This is a genomic window from Priestia sp. ABM2_011, from assembly GCF_056158845.1.
Genome location: NZ_JBSWUB010000001.1, coordinates 3,319,369 through 3,339,077, shown reverse-complemented (window position 1 = coordinate 3,339,077; position 19,709 = coordinate 3,319,369). Strand labels below are relative to the sequence as shown.

The window sequence follows — 19,709 nt, the reverse complement described above, 5'->3', positions numbered from 1 at the left end:
GAACGTTCTTTTTTGGTTTAAGCCGTTCGAGAAGATTTATCCTCCTCTAGCAGCTGCTTTTTTTGTATTTTTATCAAACGATACGCAAGTCCTGTTGCTCCTGCAGCGAGCCCAGCAATTAGTCCAACCCAATAGCCAAACGCCTGCAAATCGGTGTATTTTGCTAACACAATGCCTAAAGGTAGACCAATTACCCAATAAGATACCAAGGACATTAAAAAGGTTACATTTACATCCTTATATCCTCGCAGCGCACCTTGAATAGGAGCTTGAAGAGCATCAGAAAGCTGAAAGAAAATTGCATAAATCAAAAAGTGAGAAGTTAATGCCAGTACCTCTGCATCTTTTGTATATAAAGATGCTACAGATTCTCGAAGAGTAAATAAAAGACCTGCGCAAACAAAAGCCATGCCAACAGCAATTGTTATACCAATTCTGCTATAGCTTCGTGCATCCTGATTCCGTTTAGCACCCGCTTCAAATCCTACAACGATTGTTAAAGCCATCGAAATACTCAGTGGAATCATATAGAGAAATGAGGCAAAATTAATAGCTGCTTGGTGAGAAGCGATTGTAATGGTATTATATGAGCTCATAAACAGCGTGACAGCTGAAAAAATACTTGTTTCGAAAAATACGGAAAAACCGATAGGTAAACCAATTTTTAATATTTCTTTCCAGGCAGAAAATGAGATACGGTGAAATTTTTTAAATAAACCGAAGCTAGAAAAAGGCTCTTTTTTATGAATAATTAAAATCGATATGACAAGTATGCACCAATATGTGATGGCCGTTGCATAACCAGAGCCTACGCCACCCAAGTGAGGGAAGCCCAGCTTACCGAAGATTAATACATAGTTTAAAGCCACATTAATCGGAAGCCCTAAAATGGTGACCAGCATAGACGTACGAGTTTGCCCTAAAGCATCAATAAAGTTTCGTAAAACCGTATAAATAAAAAGCGGAATAATACCAAAAGATAAAGCGATTAAATACTGTTTGGCAATGCGCATCACGTTTGCTTCTAAATTCATTCCTTTTAAGATAGGACTAACAACAAAAAAGCCGATTAAAATGATAACAGCGGCCATTAAAATGGAGACATAAAGCCCTTGAATGACAGAGAACGGAACTTTTTTCTTTTGATTAGCTCCCACCAGCTGTGCAACAATTGGCGTAATAGACATTAAAATTCCGCTTAGCCCTGTAAAAACAGGCACCCATAAGCTCGAACCAATTGCTACCCCTGCCAAGTCATCTGCACTAACTCTTCCTGACATCATCGTATCAAAGAAAGTCATTGAAAACATTCCAAACTGGGTGACCAATATCGGAAATAAAATAAAAACGAACTGCTTAACTTTTTGAGACGTTGAAAACGTTTGTTGCATTAAAAAACCCCCAATTTGAAAACATTTACACCAAAAAGCATTATATCACGCAAAGGCTTGTTTTTGCTAAGAGTTCTGACAATAAATTCAAAGAATGTATCCATAAAGAACACACTTTGAAAGGAAGTAAAAGGTAAAGTAGTATATGATTTTAATTTTGAGACGCGGTGGGATATGATAGAAAGTATAGTAGTTATCATTTAACGTGGAGGGATACGTGTGGATTTACAGTTGCAAAGTAAAAATGTACTCATTACCGGTGGATCAAAAGGGATTGGGAAAGCTATAGCTGCTTTGTTTATTCAAGAAGGAGCAAACGTTGGAATTGCTGCAAGAGGAGAGGAAGCATTACAGCATGCACAGTCAGAATTAGAAAACGTACGTACATATACAGCAGATCTAACAAACGAAGCGGATAGAGTTGCGTTAATTAAGAAATTCATTAACGACTTTGGGAGTATTGATATTTTAATTAATAACGCTGGAGGAAGTAATGGAAGCACGGCAATGGAAACAGATTTATCTCTTTTTCAGGAAGCAATGGAGCTAAACTACTTTTCAGCTGTCCACTTGAGCAAGCTAGCAGCAGCTCGTATGACAAAAGATGCGGCAATCGTTAATGTTACGTCTATTTTTGGGAGAGAAAGTGGAGGGAAAGTCACGTACAATAACGCAAAAGCAGCGCTTATCAGCTTTACAAAGTCGTTTGCAGATGAAATGATTTCTAAAGGAATTCGTGTAAATGGAGTAGCGCCTGGAAGCATCTTGCATGAAACGGGTAATTGGAAAAAAAGAATGGATGAAAATCCGGAAAAGATTAAGCAGTTTGTTGAAAATGAAATACCCGCAGGGCGCTTTGGAGAGCCAGAAGAAGTGGCAAACGCCGTTGTTTTTTTAGCATCTTCTCAAGCTTCATGGATAGTAGGTGCGACATTAAACGTAGACGGTGGACAGTCAAAAATGAACTTTTAAAAAAAGTGCAGGAATTTCCTGCACTTTTTCATTATCCAATATCTTTTTGCATACGAGGAATTTGAAAATCTTCATTAATCGCGTCCGCTGTAAGCTGACCTGATAATGTCACCATCGGCACGCCGCCTCCAGGGTGTGTAGAGCCTCCTACAAAATAAAGGTTAGAAAGAAGCTGACTTCTTGCCGGAATTTTAAACCCTCCATTTTTCTTACGGTCAGTTGCTACGCCATAAATGGACCCACCGTTAGCGCCGTAAAGCTCTTGGATATCGTTAGGAGTAAACGTATATTCAAACTCAATGCTGGAACGTAAGTCTTCTAATCCCATTGCCTCAAGCTTTTTTAGTACGACATCACGGTAGCGGTCTTTTAATGCAGCCCAGTCGTCGCCTTCTTTTAAAGGAGGTACATGAGTAAGAACGAACAGGTTTTCTTTTCCTTCAGGAGCTTGCGTAGGGTCTGATTTAGACGATACGCCAATGTAAATTGTCGGATCCATGGCTACTTGACCTTTGTTAAAGATTGTATCAAACTCTTCTTTCTGATCCTTTGAGAAGAAGAAATTATGATGTTGAAGCTGTTTGTACTGTTTGTTAACCCCTAATAAAAGAACAAGGCCAGAAACAGTAGGTTCAAATTTTGCAAGCTGCTGAGTTTGCTTAGCTGCTTGCGCATGATTTTTTAATAAATAGCGGTAAGTTGGAATGGCTTCTAGATTAGATACCACAACATCTGCTGATAGGCTTTCACCGTTTTCTAGTGTAATTCCAGTTGCCTTTGCTCCGCTTGTTGTGATTTCTTTTACCGGCGTATTTAGATGCACAGTGACGCCAAGTTCTTGAAGGAGCTTATCCATCGCTTCAGCAATTTTGTACATTCCGCCTTTTACGTAATAAATACCTAATCCTAGCTGAACGTGAGCAAGCTGTGTTAATACAGCCGGTGCATGATAAGGAGAAGAGCCGATGTACATAATTAAAAAATTAAACAATTGACGCAAATGTTTGTTTGAAAAATATTTGCGTGTAGTAGCATCCATAGATCTCATTGGATCCATTTGAAGCAGTTCTTTTACCGTGTGCATCGTTCGTAAATCGTGCAGTCCAGATAAACTTTTTTTATAAAAACTTTTTAAGTTCGATTCGTACATTTTATTTGCATAAGATAAATAGTCAAAAAAACCTTCAATGTCTTCTGGAGCAAGTTCTTGAAGCTGCTGAAGCATGCGAGGAAGGTCACTGGTCAAATCAATTTGTGTTCCATCTTGGAAAAAAGTTCTCCACTGAGGCTCAATTCGTTCTATTGTCAAGTAGTCGTGGATATTGCGGCCTGCACTGTCAAACAGCTGCTCTAGCACCCACGGCATTGTTAAAATAGAAGGTCCCGTATCGAAAGAAAACCCTTTGCCGCTGCGAATATTTAACTTACCGCCAATTCGCTCGCTTTTTTCAACGACTGTTACATCATATCCATCAGCTGACAGACGAATAGCAGCTGACAGACCACCTAAACCTGCGCCTACAACAATTACTTTCTTTTTCATCTTTTTCCTCCTTATAAAACAAAAGCGAGTTGTCAACAATGTGTATAAAATGACTTCACGCAAAATAAAAATAGGTCTACAACTTTTTATTTTGTCCAGTTCGCTAATTTTCATACGTGAAGGAAAGGAGAAAGAGATGTCTTTTTTACTGGTTGCTCTTGTCTTGACAGGTACGCTTGTCATCACTATCCCTACATTTAAACGTGTAGAAATAGTAAGAAACGATATGTCATGTTTGTCCATTATTATTCCAGCTAGAAATGAAGAAAAAAACCTTACCTTTTTATTGCAGTCACTCCAGTTACAGAACGCTGACTTTGAAGTGATTGTTGTAGATGACAACTCAACAGATCATACTGAGCGGGTAGCCAAAGCATTTGGCGTGAAAGTAGTGCACCCGGGGACACTTCCAGCTGGATGGTTAGGAAAGTCATGGGCATGCTGGAATGGAGCAAGAGAAGCAAAAGGCTCGTTGCTTTTGTTTTTAGATGCTGATCTTACAGTAGAGAAAGACGGAATTGAAAAAGTATTTTTCTACTATCAACAGCAAGGGGGGGTGCTGTCGGTTCATCCTTATCATCTTGTTAAGAGGCCTTATGAAATGTTTTCTGCTTTATTTCACTATGTTACGTTTGCATCGATTGGCGCTTTTCACCCCTTTAAAAATTGGAAAAGTCCTTCCGTCGGTTTCGGGCAGTGCTTGCTTTGCAGCGCAGCCTCCTACTTTCAAAGCGGAGGCCACGAAGGGATAAAAAAAGAAGTGGTTGAAAATATGGCACTGGTTGAGAAAATGAGCAAACAAGGTGAATTTATTACATGTATGAGTGGACAAGGAGCTCTTTCCATGCGCATGTATCCAGATGGTATGAAAAGCCTGATAAGAGGGTGGAGTAAAAGCTTTGCTTCAGGTGCGGGGAAAACGGAAGCCATTTATTTATTTCTAGTAAGTTTATGGCTTACTAGCATGATTAATTATGTTCTTTTTTTACCTACTCTATGGAATCAACATGCAGGCTTGGCAATTAGCAGTTATGTTTGCTATGTCAGTCTCTTATTTAATAGCTTAAGAAAAATAGGTTCGTTTACTTTTTTTTCTTTGTGCTTATTTCCTATTCACGTGCTGTTTTTTCTGGGCCTATTCGTATGGTCTTTCATCCAAACAGCGGTGAGAAAGCAAGTTAAATGGAAAGAACGCAGCATATCTATAGAAGAAGAAAAAAAGAAGAAAGTGATAAAATGACAGGCGCTCAGCTCTTAATTAATATCATGGCATGGTTTGTGATTCACATGTTCATCGCCTACAGGTGCACAAAAATTTCTGCCTTTTATTTAAAAAAAGACCTTTCGCTGTTTAAGGTTCACAGCTGGGAAACAGTTGGAATATATAAAAAATTCGGGGTGCACCGATGGAAAACCTGGCTTCCTGATGCAGGAAAGCTATTTAAACGAGGGTTTTATAAAAAGAAATGGGAGAGTAGAACGAAGGAATATGCACAGCTTTTTTTAATGGAAACAAATCGAGCAGAGTTAACTCACTGGATCAGCATACTTCCTTCTATTCTTTTTTTTATATGGAACTCTCCTTCTATAGGTGTTTGGATGGTTATTTATGCGATTATTGCAAACGTACCGTTTATTTTGGTTCAACGATATAATCGAATACGGATTCATCAAGTCGTTTTAAAACTCAAACGAAATTAATTAACATGCCTTTGGCTCCGAGTAGGGGCCTCGGTTTTTATCTTTTTCTCCTTATTTGAAGACAATAATTTCTTGGATAAAAGAAAAAAAGAAGCAAAGGCGATATAAATACTAAAAAACACTAAAAATCCCCATAAGCCTGCTATTGCATCATCAAATTCCATGTTGCCTCGAGTGGTAATTCCTTGCTGAATTTCAATAGCAAAAACTAAGACAAGCATAACCGTAAGAGTGTAGATAAAAGAAATAGCTGTAATACTAAATTTCCATTTTGACAATAATTTAAAGATCATATAAACGCTTAAAAACGTGAGCAGTCCAATAATGCCAATAATCCAGAAGTGAAGTTCTTTATCTGAAAGAGAAAATCCTAGTAAATAAAAAATATAAATTAATCCATCGTGCAATACATTAATAATATTTGTAATGAAAACAATACATTCTTTCATTTTTTCTCCTTTATAAAAATGTAAGACGTTTAAACTTCTAGGTATACAAGTATACGTAGCCCGTACTCATTCCAATTTTATATAAAAAATGCACTTTCTAGATCAAATATTAAAGAGATCTGAAATTTCAAATAATATTTATAATTTATATTATAAACAAAAAGGTAAAAAAATAAAAATTTTCGATGCAAACTGACACATTTTTTTCATATTTAAAGAAAGAAATAACTCAGAATATGTGGTTTACTGTAGAAAGAAAAGAAAATAAGAGGCATTGATATAACAAATATTCACAAGTGCTTTTATGCATTCTCTTGTAAAGCAGAAGGAAAACTAAGGCAAGTGTTAAATTTATATGTATAGTGGACAAAATAAAAAATAAATATAAAATAGTGAAACCTAAAGAGAAGCTGTCCGTATTAAATAGTGAGAAGAAAAAAGCGCAGGATATATTTGTGTTTGAAAGCCGATAGAGCTGGGAATAAGAAAGTAGTTATTTTCTCACGTTTGGTGAAAATTATACGTAGCGGTGTTGACAATTTTTTTTAAAGAGTTAAAATGTGAAAGAACAGATTAGCTCTCTTACATTTTTTGTAAGGGAGATTTCTTTTTACATTTACTATAAAAATAAAAGTGAGCTTAAATTTCAATAGAGACAGAGGTGGGAATATGAAACAGCTCATGACAAACGGTAAAAATATTTTTTCGAAACAGCTGCCGTTATTTCTAATTGCAGTTTTGTTGTTTTGGATTAAAACGTATACCGTTTATCGTATCGAATTTAACTTAGGGCTAGATAATTTTATGCAAAAGTTCTTACTTTTCATAAACCCAATTGGTTCGGCAATTTTCTTTTTTGCCATTGCATTACTATTTAAAGGGCGCGGAAAAGTACGAGCACTGCTTGGAATGAATTTTTTACTTTCATTCATCCTGTACGCAAATGTAGTGTACTATCGCTTCTTTAATGATTTTATTACTGTTCCTGTATTGACTCAGTCAAACAACTTTGGTCAATTAGGCGGCAGTGCCATGGCTTTAATCAGCCCAACTGATATTTTATACTTCACAGATTTCTTTATTCTTTTAGTTTTAGTACTATGGAAAAAAGTTGACTTACCAGCAACAATTAGTCGACGTACTGTGACAGGTGTATTTTTATCAGGGATTTTATTCTTAAGTGCCAACATTGCACTAGCGGAAATGGATCGTCCTCAACTATTAACGAGAACATTTGACCGCAACTATTTAGTAAAATATTTAGGAACGTATAACTATACGATCTATGACATCATCCAGAGCTCGAAATCTTCAGCACAGCGCGCGCTAGCAGATAGCAGTGATGTGGCTGAGGTAGAGAACTATGCAAAAGCAACGTATGCTGAGCCGAACAAAGAATATTTCGGTCAAGCAAAAGGCAAAAACGTTATCTATATTTCATTAGAATCACTTCAGTCATTTATGATTGGTTATAAGTTAAATGGTGAAGAAGTAACGCCATTCTTAAATTCACTATTAAAAGATCAGAACACAATGTATTTCGATAACTTCTTCCATCAAACAGGGCAAGGTAAAACGTCAGATGCTGAATTCATGATGGAGAACTCATTATTCGGCTTACCTCAGGGTTCTGTATTTACAACAAAAGCAAATAACACCTATCAGTCGCTATCTGGTATTCTAGATCAGCAAGGCTATACAACATCTGTGTTCCACGGAAATGGAAAATCGTTCTGGAACCGTGATGAGATGTATAAATCAATGGGTGTAGAAAAATTCTTTGATTCAGCTTATTACAATATGTCAGACGAAGATACGCTGAACTATGGTTTAAAAGATAAACCATTCTTTAAAGAATCAATGCCGTACCTAAAAGGCTTAAAGCAGCCATTTAGCGCGAAGTTCATTACGTTATCAAACCACTTCCCTTATCCATTAGATAAGGAAGACCAAACGATTGGACCTCATAATACGGGAGATAAGTCAGTTGACCAATACTTCCAAACGGCTCGTTATTTAGATGAATCAATCAAGCAATTCTTTGAGGACTTACAGGCCTCTGGTTTAGCAGACAATACGATGGTTGTGATGTACGGTGACCACTATGGTATTTCTGAAAACCATAAGCGTGCAATGGGCAAAGTAATGGGTAAAAACATCAATGATTTTGAACAAGCTCAACTGCAGCGCGTACCATTATTTATTACTTCACCAGGCCTTAAAGGCGGCGTAAATCATACGTATGGTGGAGATGTAGATGTTCGTCCAACAGTGATGCATTTATTAGGTCTTGATACAAAAGACTATATTGACTTTGGTACAGACTTATTATCAAAAGAACATCAGCAAGTTGTACCTTTCCGTAACGGTGATTTTGTTACACCGAAGGTAACAAAAGTTGATCAGAAAGTGTATGACAACGCAACGGGCAAGCAGCTTTCAGATAAGGAAGCGAAACAGTATGATAAGTATGATGAACTAGTTAAGAAAAAGCTAGAACTATCAGATAAACTTGTTTACGGAGACTTACTCCGCTTTCATACACCAGAAGGGTTCAAACCAATTGAACGTTCGAAGTATGATTACAACAAGCGCGAAGATCAATAAAAAACAGGCAGCTATAAAAGCTGCCTGTTTTTTTGTTTTGTGAAACTTTTAAGGGATTTATCCGTATATAAATTATAACAGTAATCGTTTTAAGAGATGGGAAGACAATGGTATAATATGTATACGTTTAAAAGTTCGGTCACATTTAAGATAGGAGTGAAAGCGATGAAAGTCGTTCGAATCATAAAAAAGATTCTTGCCATTTGGGTAACAGGAGCAGTAGCCGTTCCGGTCAGCTATTTTGGATTCAGTACCACGATGATTCAATCCGTTGGCATTAGTATAGGAGTAATGGTCGTGATGAGCCTGTTTTTTATTATGAGCAGTGCTCGACGTCATTATCAAAATCCATATAGAGAAGAAATTGCATACGTGCGTCATCAAGTAAAAGAGGCAAGAAAGCAATTAAGAACCATTGGAAGCTATCGTTTTAAAATTCGGTCTGTTCATATGTGGACAGAACTTTCTAAACTATACAAAGTAGGCAAAAGCATCATTGAAATGGTAGAAAAAGAGCCCGCACGATATAAAGATGTTCAGCCCTTTTTTACGAACTACTTACAATCAACGGTTACCGTCATTGAAAGGTATATGTTTTTATTATCAAAACCAACGAAAAGCATAGAAGTAAAAGAAAGTCTTCATGAAGCGGAAGACATGCTGCGCGGGTTATCAGGGAAGTATGAGCATTTATTAACAAATGCTCTTTCACAAGATAAGCTGACATTAGATGTAGAGCTTAAAGTGCTAAAGCAAGCATTTGAAGAAGAGCAGCCGTATATACCGACAGCTACTAATCGCACAAAGTAATGTAAATGCAAAGGATGGGATTTTATGATGAAAGAATATGATCAAAATAAATCGTTAGATGCGCTGCTTGATGATCCTTTTGCTTCGCCTACCCCGCAGTTACAACCGGATACTCGCGCTGCAAAAAGAAACACATACGATGATTTGACACCGGAATATCAGGAAAAAGCGCAGAAAATCGCAAATCAAATTGATTATAAAAATCAGCAGGCTATCTTACAGTACGGGGTAGCAGCTCAGTCAGAACTATCTCAGTTTTCTCAATCTGTACTACAGCATGTTCAAACGAAAGATACGGGACCAGTAGGAGACGTTATAGGAGATTTGATGAGTAAGATTCGCCAAGTAAATCCCGATGACTTTTCTTCAAAGAAAAAAGGAGTCATCGGTCGATTGTTTTCAGGAGTCTCTAGGCCTATTCAAAATTTATTAACAAAATATCAAAGCATTAATGTTGAAATTGATAAAATTGCAGATAAGTTAGAGCGCTCAAAACAAATGCTGTATCGAGACATTACAATGTTAGATAGCTTATATGATAAAAATAAACAGTTTTATGAGGCGCTTAACGTTTACATTGCAGCGGCAGAATACAAGTTAGTGGGGCTGCAGAATGAAACGCTGCCCCAGCTGCAGCAAACAGCCTCTCAAAAAAATGACTACTTAATGGCTCAGGAGGTCAATGATTTAAATCAATTTATCAATAGGCTAGAAAAACGAGTGCACGATTTAAAGCTGAGCCGTCAAATTGCCATTCAAAGTGCACCGCAGATTCGATTAATTCAAGAAGTCAATCAGACCCTTGTGGAAAAAATTCAAAGCTCTATTTTAACAGCTATTCCACTTTGGAAAAATCAAGTAGTCATCGCAACCACTTTATTGCGCCAAAAGAAAGCAATGGAAGCCCAAAAACAAGTATCTAAGACAACAAACGACTTGCTTACTAAAAATTCAGAGCTGCTCAAGCAGAATACAATTGAAGTAGCTCGTGAAAACGAGGCGGGGATTGTCGATATCGAAACATTGAAAAAAACGCAGTCCGACTTGATTACTACGTTAGAAGAAGTATTAAAGATACAAGAAGAAGGGCGTACGAAGCGTACCGAGGCAGAATCAGAGCTGTATCAAATGGAAAAAGATTTAAAAACTAAACTGTTAGATATGAAATAAAGAAAAAGTCGGTTTACACACTTTGTAAACCGACTTTTTTTCTGTTTTATGCATTTTGAAGTGTTTTCGCCATTTCCAAAAACGGAGTTAAATCCCTTTCGGATTTAGGAGCAAAGATCGTTAATCGGAAAGTAGGGTGTTGATTTTGTTTTCGAACAAGAAAGCCGTATACATTACTTTTATCATCGGACGCTTTGTACGCAGCTTCTATCTCTAAGCTAGATTGAATGAGGTGCGTGTCAAGGGAAGCCACTTCCGAAAAGCCAGCTCTTAAAATTTCTTTTGTTTCTTTCTTCAGCTCCTCTACACTTTTATTTGAGGGAAACACTTCAATCCGCATCCACAAAGCATCATTTTTTTTATTGTAAATGACATCTTTTCGGGGCTCTTCTTCTGTAAACTCGTATCCTTCTAGTACGTAAAGCGTATAGTTTTGATTACTGCTTCTTTTAAGATAACCTACATCTGTTCTGCTGATTCCTTTGTAAGGATAGGTGAAGTTTTGCTGTGGCAAGCGTTCTCTTGGAATTTCTTTTTGTGTGTTGATAAGCTCTTCGCGAAAAGCAGTTGAACAGCCACTCATCAAACATATAAAACAAACAAGAAATATCTTTTTTTTCATAGCTGGCTTCCTTATCTATTTTCATTCATGCGTTTTTACTGAGTTAACAATTGAAATTAACTTTTTTTCATCATCGGAATTTTTAGCCGTAACCATCGTGATTTTTAAAGCAGGGTGCCCCTTTGTTTCTCTTAATACATATAGTTTTGCCGTTTCTTTTTTACTCCCAGACATAGATGCAAACACAACAGGTTGAATAAATGGGGATGTAGAAGAAATTTTTAACGATTTTCCAAACTGGTCATCAAACAATTCTTTTGAACGATCTAGATATGGTGTGCTTTTACTTTCTTTCCCGGAAAGGACTTCAATTCGCATCCACGTATAGGGAGTCTTGGTTGAAAAAAGAATATCTTTTCCATCTTCTTCTTTTTGAAGCGTATATTCACCGGGCAATGAAAGAGAATATCCTTGTTCGCTTACGGTGAGCTGCTGATGTTTCTCGTTGCTTTCACTGATTGCTTTAACAGAAGGCAGTATAACCATGGTTCCGCTTATCATTAACAGAAGCGCTAAATAAAATTTTCGCATGTATATATCTCCTATTCAAAACGCTAGACAGCGTGTAATTACTATATAAAAATGTTTTCGCCATGTTAGAACCCGTAGGTTTATTTTTGACTTTTTGGTAAAGCTAAAAACACAATCAATTAGTAATGGAGAGAAGACTATGAAAAACCGTAAATCAACTTCTGCAGCTAATCGCCGTCAACAGCGCGTGTGTTTGGGTAATGAACGATTATTTGCAGTTGGTATTAAAGCGTTTATTGACAATACGCATGAATCACACCTAGACAAAAAAGGAGGTCATTGAGTGAAATGGTGCTTGTCAATTATTATTATTGTTTCCATTAATTTCTACGGTATTCAGGTGGATGCTGCAAAGAAGAGCCGATTTTATTATGAAAGAAAAGGAGATATCGTGTGGGAAGTTCCCATGAAAGATGAGAAGTTAATTGCGCTTACATTTGATGATGGACCAGATCCTAAATATACGCCGACTATTTTAAATTTATTGCAAAAGTACGGTGCCAAAGCAACTTTTTTTGTAGTCGGCGATCGAATAACGTCATTTCCCAAGCTTGCTCAAAGAGAAGTTCGTGAAGGTCATGAACTTGCTAATCATACATATAGCCATTTGAAAGTAAGGGGCCAGGAAGTAGAGAGAATTGAACAAGAAATTGAAAAAGCGGATGAACGTATACAAGCTATTACAGGAATAAAACCTTACCTGTTTCGTCCGCCTACTGGCTATTATGACGATCGGGTAGTAAAAGCTGCTAAAAATCAGCAGTATACGATTATTCTTTGGTCTTGGCATCAAGATACATTTGATTGGAGAAATCCAGGCGTCGATAAAATTGTAAGTCAAGTGCTTAACCATGCCAGGTCAGGAGATATTGTATTGTTTCATGATACGGGAGGAGATCGAACCCAAACGATTGAAGCATTAAAACAAATTTTACCGAAGTTAAAGGAAGAGGGGTATAAATTTGTCACGGTCTCAGAACTTTTAAAACATCATCCCAATTATAAATCTCTTTATTTGATGCAACAGCAAAAACAGCACTCCGTTCAATAAGCGGGTGCTGTTTTTCCAGTAAAAGCTTTAGCCAATCTTTTAACTGGTTTTTCCTTCTCTTTCGTCCCCATCAGACGTATTTTTTTGGAAAAATGCTTTTACTTTATCTCGTTTTTTCTTTGAAATAAGAATATATAATGTATCACCTGCAAAAATTTGTGTATTTCCTCTAGGTGTAAGTAATTTATCATCTCGAATAACAGCAGTCACTAAAATATCTTCAGGGAGGTGAAGTTCTTCAAGCGATTTTCCTGATATATCTGCATGTTCCACGAGCTTCAACTCAATCATTTCATTTTTGGTTTTGCCCATCGAAACAAGCTCGAGACTGTGAGGAACCGTCTCTTTTTCACCTTGAGAAAGGTTTAGAAATTTGGCTAAAGGAGCGATTGTTGCTCCTTGAAGAAGAGCGGAAGTTAAGACAACAAAGAAAACGACGTTAAAAATGAGCGTGCTGTTCTCCAAACCTGCCATCATAGGATAAGTAGCCAATACAATTGGAACAGCTCCTTTTAAACCGGCCCAAGAAATAAACAGTTTTTCTTTGGATGAGTATTTAGCAAACATCATCGAAAGAAATACGCCGAGTGGACGAGCGACAAACATAAGTAAAAGAGATAACAGTATACCCTGCCAAATAATATCTAGCAGTTGATTAGGAAAGACAAGAAGGCCGAGTAAAATAAACATTAAAATTTGCATCATCCATGCAAAACCTTCGTTAAAGCGGACAATTGTGTGACGATAAGTTAGATCTGCATTTCCTACTACCACTGCCATTACATATACAGCAAGTAGACCGCTTGCTTCTACAAATGTGGAAATTCCATAGGTCAAGGCGGCCAATGACAATGTAAGAACAGGATAAAGTCCTGAAGAATCCAAATTAATTCGATTAATAATCCAAACGGATGCTTTTCCAAGTACTAAACCAAGTAATAGTCCGATTCCCATTTGCCAAAAGAAATTAAGGATTAATGAGAGGATTGGAGAGTCTGGATGTTGAATTAATTCAATAATAGAAACGGTTAAGAAGATGGCCATCGGATCATTGGAACCAGATTCTGCTTCTAGCGTGGAGTTTAGTTTTTGGCGGATGTTCTGTGTCCCGAGTACAGAGAACACGGCTGCAGCATCTGTAGAGCCAACGATTGCCCCAAATAAAAAGCCTTCAAGCCAAGTAACGCCTAAAATATATTTGGCAAGTACGCCGGTTAAAACTGTCGTAATGAGGACTCCGAAAGTAGCTAATGAAACGGAAGGGCGAACAACGCGTTTGACATCTTTCCATTTGGTCTGCACGCCTCCATCAAAAAGAATAATGATAAGCGCTAATATTCCGAATCCTTGTGTTAAAAGAGCATTGTCAAAGTAGATGTAGTGGCTAACAACCATTCCTACGATGATAAAAAGTACGAGCGAAGGGACCCCAAGGCGAGTAGAGAACTTTGCAGTAAGTACCCCTATGACAAGGAGAATAGATAATAAAAGAATTGAATGGTCTACCGTAAAATCCAAAAAATACACCTCTTTTGTTCAAAATTTTTATGTAAGCATTAAGCGAGGTTCCTCTATGATAATTGTAGCATAATGGATTTAAAACCTTGAGAAATCTGCTTATCAAAAAAAGAGATGCATAAACATCTCTTTTTTGGTCATGTATGAATAACGGGGATAGATTATTATTTGACATCTTGCTCGTGATAAAGATGAGGTGCTTTAAATGTTGCTCTCTTTTTATCGGAAGAACCTTGTTGATCGGGACGGGAACGATCGTAAATAGCTGTTCCAACAATCTCAGCCACATCTTGAAGTTTTTCTTTGCTTATTTTATCAAGGGTATCTTCAGGGGAATGATACCAAGGTTCAGACGGACTGTGAATAAATAGAGCAGCCGGTATTCCTGCCTCTGCAAAAGGAACATGATCACTTCGGCCGCCAGCTTGGAATGGCGTAGGTGATCCATTTAATCTTGTACTTGAAGCTTGAGCTAATTCTGTGACAAGGTTTGGTGTTCCATCAGCTGTATTCATCACTAAATCTCCCGCATCTCGACTTCCTACCATGTCTAAATTAAACATTCCAACAATACGATTTTTCTCATCTTCAGATAACTCACTAACATAATGCTCGGATCCTAGTAGGCCTACTTCTTCAGCTCCGAATGTAACAAATCGCAGTTCTGTATCAGTAGGAAGACTTTTAAATACGCGAGCTAATTCAAGCACCATTGCTGTTCCAGAAGCATCGTCATTTGCCCCAGGCGCTCCGGCTACAGAATCATGATGAGCGCCTACTACAATAATATCATTTGTTCCTTTTTTCTTAAAAGTAGAAGGCTTAGTAGCGGTTACATTATAAGATGTTCGCTCACTTACGACAGCTCCTTCAATTTTTACTGTACCTGAAGGTTTTTCGCCTTTTTGAATAGAAGTAAGAATCTTTTCACCTTCTTCTTTGGTTACAGCAAGAGACGGAATGTAGTTATCATTAGCGCCGCCAAGTGTTCCGTTTAGCTCACCGTCTGTATTATTAAAAATAATGACGGCTGCAGCCCCTTTTTCAGCAGCATTTAATACTTTTTCACCAAAAGTAATAGTGCCTCGCTGAACTAATACAATTTTACCTGTCACATCTTTGTTTGCTAAATTATCTTTTGTACCCAGCCCTCCATCTACAATTTCAGCTGTGACATTTCCATTGGTGGTATAAGTAAAAGTTGTTGGAGAGTAGCTGGTACCGTTTACGCTTAGTGAAAAACTAGCTGCTGGTGTGTAACCGGTAAATGTAAAAGGCTCTACTGCGCTCTCATAGCCTAGTTTAGACAAACGCTTTTGAACAAATGTAGCAGCTTCGCGTTCAGATTCAGTTCCTGCCACACGAGGTTTTTTTGAGAGATACGCAATGTCTTGATAAATTTTCTCGGAATTTACTTTTTTTAATACTTTTTGTTCAGAACTTTGATTGTGAGAAACATTTGCAGAAGTAGAAGCTTGTACACTTGTAAAAGATAAAGTCAAACTTGTTGCTACAGCCAAAGAAATCACGGTTTTTTTCATTAAAATCCCCCTAAATTTATCGATGTAGTTGGTACTATTCGAATTTACAATATTAAGAAAATACAAAAAAGAGCATTATTACCTAAATGTTCCAGAGTATTCCATATCTAAATTCCTATTTTGATAGAAAAAATAATTCAAATAAAATGAAAATGCGGAAACAAATAAAGGGGATAAAAGAAACTGTGTCAAAAGTAATAAAAAAAGGTATTAGATAAGAATAAAAAAATAAGGTAAACTAGTTTAAAAGTAAGAAGAATGTTCAGAACTTAATTGATGAGACATAGAGAGTGTTCACGTAAAAAACAAAGGCTGGTGGGAAATATTGATAAAAAATAGGGAGGGTGTACGAAAAGCAGCGGCGGTTGCTGGTCTTCTGGTTGTAGGGGTGTACATCGTCTTTCAAACAATGGCATTTTTTAAAGGAGCATATGCTCTTAGCAGTTTGATAAAAGATAGTTTACTAGTGGGCATAACGGCTGGCACGTTTTATTTACTTCATAAGCGTTCGGTTCATACACAGGTGTCTGATGAACAGTATCAGCTTGCTACATTAATAAACTCAATGCCAGATTTTATTTGTTTTAAAGATGGAGCTGGCAAATGGTTGGCGGTGAACGATTTTGGAAGAGAACTTTATCATTTAAAGGGTATTGATTACAGGGGTAAAACCGATGCAGAACTTGGAGAGCTTGTGCCGTTCTTTCAAGCCGCTTTCTTACACTGTATTTCATCGGATGAAGAAGCTTGGAGAAAAAAGGAAAAGGTACGCATGGAAGAAGCATTTGAAATACCAAACGGCGAGGTCAAAACATTTGATGTTATTAAAGTACCTGTGTTTTTTGATGATGGCTCAAGAAAAGCTCTTATCACGATTGGACGAGATATCACTCAGCAAAAGCTTGCAGAAGCGCTTCTGATAAAAAAGGAAAAGCTTTCTGTAGTAGGCGAATTAGCTGCTGGAATTGCCCATGAAATTAGAAATCCGCTTACGAGTATTAAAGGGTTTGTTCAGCTCATGAAAGAAACAGACCGATCCGCGGTAGGGTATGCTAATATCATGCTTGATGAGCTGGAACGAATTAATGGTATTGTCAGTGAAATGCTCCTGTTGTCAAAACCTGAAAGTGAACATTTTCGCGTGTTTTCTCTTACAGAAGCGGTTAAGTATGTAATGAGTTTAACTTCCCATGAAGCTTTATTGAAAAACATTGACTTCTTATACGATGAACAAACAAGTAAAGCTAGTGTGTATGGAAATAAAAATCACCTTATTCAAGTATTACTTAATGTTTTTAAAAACGCAATTGAAGCAATGGATAAGCCTGGGAATATTTACATTACAATCAAAACAGCGCAGGATGACCATATTTTTATAGAAGTTAGAGATGAAGGAGTAGGAATTTCTAAAGACCGTCTAGAACATATAGGAGAACCGTTTTTTACTTTAAAAGAAAAAGGAATGGGGCTTGGATTAACAATCAGCTCCAAAATTATTCATGATCATCACGGTACCCTGCAGATTGAGAGTGAACAGAACAAAGGGACGATTGTTAAAATCCGACTGCCTCTGTATGTAAAAGATACGGCGGTTTTTGCAAGCAAATGAAATGTTGTAAACGAAAAGTAATGAAAACGTCATCCATTTCTTATTGCTAAACGCAGCCGTACATGATGTAATAAAAGAAACGAACATGTCAGGAAGGTAGCAAAATGAGACGTGCAGATCAAAAAATTATATTACCGTATACACCGGAAAATTTAAGAATGCTATTGCTTCAAGTATGTGACGGAGAAAATCCGTTTTCCCATCAAGACCTTGCGTATTGGTGTGATAAATATACTCTCCATTATTATGAGTATGAAGCGGATGAAACGCAGTGGATGAATGATATGCAGCAGACAGATAATAGGCAAGATTTAGCTAAATCTTATGCCATTGCTAAAGATATTGGCTGGCAGTGGTACTTTTATATGGCTAGAGGAACGACGCTATCTGATATTCAATATGTCGAGCTTCACGAACTAGAATTACCTAGACATTTGTTTGTAAAATGGCTGAATGAATTATATGAAATGTAATCCTATATATGAATTGTAGTACATCCGGTCTGATGAAAGAAAGGCCATCTCTGGTAACGGAGCAAAAGACCACTGAAGTACATACAAGCGTAAAATAGAAAGCTAAGGAAAATCCTTAGCTTTTTTGTTTTGTCAAAATTATTCAAAAAAACTGTCTTTAGGAAAAAATACAAAACCTAGTTGACTTATTGGTATTGTTGTATTATAAGTAATAGAGACATAAATTATGGAAAAATCACAGGGGGAACATCTATGAATAACTTATTAGTCATTCTAAACATCCTTATTATGCTGGCACTGCTTGCGGGGCTGTTTATGATGCAGAAAAAACATGTATCATTTTCAAAGCGTGTGTTTACGGCGCTTGGACTAGGGATTATTTTTGGCTTTGCTCTTCAGTGGGTGTATGGTCCGACTCATGAAGTAACGATAACGACCGCCGATTGGTTTAGCATTGTAGGAAGCGGATATGTGAAGTTTCTTCAAATGATTGTCATGCCGCTTGTATTTGTGTCGATTGTAGCGGCATTCACTCGCTTAAAATTGACGAGCAACATTGGAAAGATTAGTAGTTTAATTATTGGCATTTTGCTTGTTACAACAGCGATAGCAGCTGCTATTGGTATTTTTACAACGACGAGCTTTAATTTAGAATCTGTCCAAATTACAAAAGGGGAAGCGGAACTTCAGCGCGGAGAGGACTTAGAAAACAATTTATCTAGTCTAGAAGCAAAAACAATCCCGCAGCAAGTAGTAGAATTATTACCAGCTAACCCGTTCCTTGACTTAACAGGCGCACGTTCAACTTCCACGATTGGCGTTGTCATCTTTGCAGCATTTGTGGGAATTGCATATTTAGGCGTGAAGCGTAAAAAGCCAGAGGAAGCAGCGTTATTTTCAAAAATTATTGATACGCTGTATGCAATTGTGATGCGTGTAGTGACGCTAATTCTTCGTTTAACTCCTTATGGGGTACTTGCAATTATGACCAAAACAGTAGCAACGAGTGATGTTGATGCAATTGTTAAACTTGGAAAATTTGTTGTAGCATCATATGTCGCATTGGCAGCTATGTTTATCGTTCACTTAGTTATTCTAACAATCATCGGTGTAAATCCGATCACATATGTTAAGAAAGTATTTCCTGTATTGGCGTTTGCCTTTACTTCTCGTACGAGTGCTGGAGCATTGCCTTTGAATGTTAACACACAAACAAGACAGTTAGGGGTTCCAGAAGGAATTGCGAATTTTGCAGGTTCATTTGGTCTTACAATCGGTCAAAACGGATGCGCTGGAATATATCCAGCTATGTTAGCCGTTATGATTGCACCAACGGTAGGTATTGATCCTTTAACGCCTTCATTTATTTTCACGTTGATTGCCATTGTAGCAATTAGTTCGTTTGGCGTAGCAGGGGTTGGCGGAGGAGCGACATTTGCGGCTTTACTTGTATTATCTTCTATGAATTTGCCCGTAGCGCTAGCAGGCTTATTAATTTCAGTAGAACCACTGATTGATATGGGACGTACGGCACTTAATGTAAGTGGAAGCATGACAGCCGGAGTCGTAACTAGTAAACTAACAAAAGAGTTAGATACAAACGTATACAACGATCAAACCATCTCACCTGAAACAGCAGAAGTGTAAAAGAGATACGGCATCCATAGTTAACATTGTTAACTATGGATTTTTTTTCTTTATCCGCATAAAATAGGAAAAAA

The 19,709-nt window shown here is 37.3% G+C and carries 18 protein-coding genes; 11 read left to right on the top strand and 7 right to left on the bottom strand.

Features of this window, described 5'->3' with window-relative positions; translation table 11 throughout:
• Positions 1 to 17 precede the first annotated feature (17 nt).
• Positions 18 to 1,391 carry an MATE family efflux transporter gene (locus ACXAE4_RS17915; protein ID WP_028413627.1) on the bottom strand — a complete coding sequence of 458 codons (1,374 nt, stop codon included), beginning with the start codon at positions 1,389 to 1,391 and terminating at the stop codon, positions 18 to 20.
• A 219-nt stretch (positions 1,392 to 1,610) separates the two neighbouring features.
• Here ACXAE4_RS17915 and ACXAE4_RS17910 point away from each other — a divergent pair, with 219 nt between their 5' ends.
• Positions 1,611 to 2,363 (top strand): SDR family NAD(P)-dependent oxidoreductase, encoded by a 753-nt coding sequence (locus ACXAE4_RS17910; protein ID WP_028413626.1) that lies wholly within the window; start codon positions 1,611 to 1,613, stop codon positions 2,361 to 2,363.
• Between the two features lie 31 nt (positions 2,364 to 2,394).
• On the opposite strand, the gene ACXAE4_RS17905 is transcribed toward ACXAE4_RS17910, so the two are convergent.
• Positions 2,395 to 3,906, bottom strand: a complete 1,512-nt coding sequence (locus ACXAE4_RS17905; protein WP_028413625.1) for a phytoene desaturase family protein — start codon at positions 3,904 to 3,906, stop codon at positions 2,395 to 2,397.
• Positions 3,907 to 4,042: 136 nt separating this feature from the next.
• On the opposite strand from ACXAE4_RS17905, the gene ACXAE4_RS17900 reads away from it, so the two are divergent.
• Both ACXAE4_RS17900 and ACXAE4_RS17895 read left to right on the top strand, forming a co-directional pair.
• Positions 4,043 to 5,146, top strand: a complete 1,104-nt coding sequence (locus tag ACXAE4_RS17900) for a glycosyltransferase family 2 protein (RefSeq protein WP_028413624.1) — start codon at positions 4,043 to 4,045, stop codon at positions 5,144 to 5,146.
• A complete protein-coding gene (locus tag ACXAE4_RS17895; RefSeq protein WP_223546549.1) occupies positions 5,089 to 5,607 on the top strand; it encodes a glycosyl-4,4'-diaponeurosporenoate acyltransferase CrtO family protein in 519 nt (172 codons plus the stop codon). Before ACXAE4_RS17900 ends, ACXAE4_RS17895 begins: the two co-directional genes overlap by 58 nt.
• On the opposite strand, the gene ACXAE4_RS17890 is transcribed toward ACXAE4_RS17895, so the two are convergent.
• Positions 5,604 to 6,056, bottom strand: coding sequence for a hypothetical protein (locus ACXAE4_RS17890; RefSeq protein ID WP_013056728.1), 453 nt, complete (start codon positions 6,054 to 6,056; stop codon positions 5,604 to 5,606). The two genes, ACXAE4_RS17895 and ACXAE4_RS17890, sit on opposite strands and share 4 nt — an antisense overlap.
• Positions 6,057 to 6,725: 669 nt before the next feature.
• Here ACXAE4_RS17890 and ltaS point away from each other — a divergent pair.
• The 3 genes from ltaS to ACXAE4_RS17875 all read left to right on the top strand — a co-directional run bounded on the left by ltaS (position 6,726) and on the right by ACXAE4_RS17875 (position 10,643).
• The gene (gene ltaS / locus ACXAE4_RS17885) at positions 6,726 to 8,663 is read left to right on the top strand and encodes a lipoteichoic acid synthase (RefSeq protein ID WP_013056729.1); all 1,938 of its coding nucleotides are present in this window, start codon (positions 6,726 to 6,728) and stop codon (positions 8,661 to 8,663) included.
• A gap of 165 nt (positions 8,664 to 8,828) precedes the next feature.
• Positions 8,829 to 9,473, top strand: coding sequence for a 5-bromo-4-chloroindolyl phosphate hydrolysis family protein (locus ACXAE4_RS17880; RefSeq protein ID WP_028413622.1), 645 nt, complete (start codon positions 8,829 to 8,831; stop codon positions 9,471 to 9,473).
• A gap of 24 nt (positions 9,474 to 9,497) precedes the next feature.
• A complete protein-coding gene (locus ACXAE4_RS17875) occupies positions 9,498 to 10,643 on the top strand; it encodes a toxic anion resistance protein (protein WP_098999874.1) in 1,146 nt (381 codons plus the stop codon).
• Between the two features lie 46 nt (positions 10,644 to 10,689).
• Here ACXAE4_RS17875 and ACXAE4_RS17870 read toward each other — a convergent pair whose 3' ends face one another.
• Together ACXAE4_RS17870 and ACXAE4_RS17865 are read right to left on the bottom strand one after the other, a co-directional pair.
• On the bottom strand, positions 10,690 to 11,265 hold the full coding sequence (locus tag ACXAE4_RS17870; RefSeq protein ID WP_289578880.1) for a hypothetical protein: 576 nt from the start codon (positions 11,263 to 11,265) through the stop codon (positions 10,690 to 10,692).
• Between the two features lie 21 nt (positions 11,266 to 11,286).
• Entirely contained in the window at positions 11,287 to 11,796 is a 510-nt protein-coding gene (locus ACXAE4_RS17865) for a hypothetical protein (RefSeq protein ID WP_098112534.1), read from the bottom strand.
• Between the two features lie 139 nt (positions 11,797 to 11,935).
• Between ACXAE4_RS17865 and ACXAE4_RS17860 the strand changes: the two genes are divergently transcribed.
• Positions 11,936 to 12,079: a hypothetical protein gene (locus ACXAE4_RS17860; protein ID WP_176521392.1), complete on the top strand. Its 144-nt coding sequence runs from the start codon at positions 11,936 to 11,938 to the stop codon at positions 12,077 to 12,079.
• Positions 12,080 to 12,847 (top strand): polysaccharide deacetylase family protein, encoded by a 768-nt coding sequence (locus ACXAE4_RS17855; RefSeq protein WP_028413618.1) that lies wholly within the window; start codon positions 12,080 to 12,082, stop codon positions 12,845 to 12,847.
• A gap of 39 nt (positions 12,848 to 12,886) precedes the next feature.
• Here the strand turns inward: ACXAE4_RS17855 and ACXAE4_RS17850 are convergent, their stop codons facing one another.
• Together ACXAE4_RS17850 and ACXAE4_RS17845 are read right to left on the bottom strand one after the other, a co-directional pair.
• The gene (locus ACXAE4_RS17850; RefSeq protein WP_028413617.1) at positions 12,887 to 14,365 is read right to left on the bottom strand and encodes a potassium/proton antiporter; all 1,479 of its coding nucleotides are present in this window, start codon (positions 14,363 to 14,365) and stop codon (positions 12,887 to 12,889) included.
• A 164-nt stretch (positions 14,366 to 14,529) separates the two neighbouring features.
• A complete protein-coding gene (locus ACXAE4_RS17845) occupies positions 14,530 to 15,906 on the bottom strand; it encodes a M28 family peptidase (protein WP_154988941.1) in 1,377 nt (458 codons plus the stop codon).
• 325 nt (positions 15,907 to 16,231) lie between these two features.
• Here ACXAE4_RS17845 and ACXAE4_RS17840 point away from each other — a divergent pair, with 325 nt between their 5' ends.
• From ACXAE4_RS17840 to ACXAE4_RS17830, 3 genes are all read left to right on the top strand, one after another.
• Entirely contained in the window at positions 16,232 to 17,515 is a 1,284-nt protein-coding gene (locus ACXAE4_RS17840; RefSeq protein ID WP_028413615.1) for an ATP-binding protein, read from the top strand.
• Positions 17,516 to 17,619: 104 nt separating this feature from the next.
• Positions 17,620 to 17,988, top strand: coding sequence for a hypothetical protein (locus tag ACXAE4_RS17835; RefSeq protein ID WP_013056739.1), 369 nt, complete (start codon positions 17,620 to 17,622; stop codon positions 17,986 to 17,988).
• A 252-nt stretch (positions 17,989 to 18,240) separates the two neighbouring features.
• Entirely contained in the window at positions 18,241 to 19,635 is a 1,395-nt protein-coding gene (locus tag ACXAE4_RS17830) for an L-cystine transporter (protein WP_028413614.1), read from the top strand.
• The last annotated feature ends 74 nt before the right edge of the window (positions 19,636 to 19,709 follow it).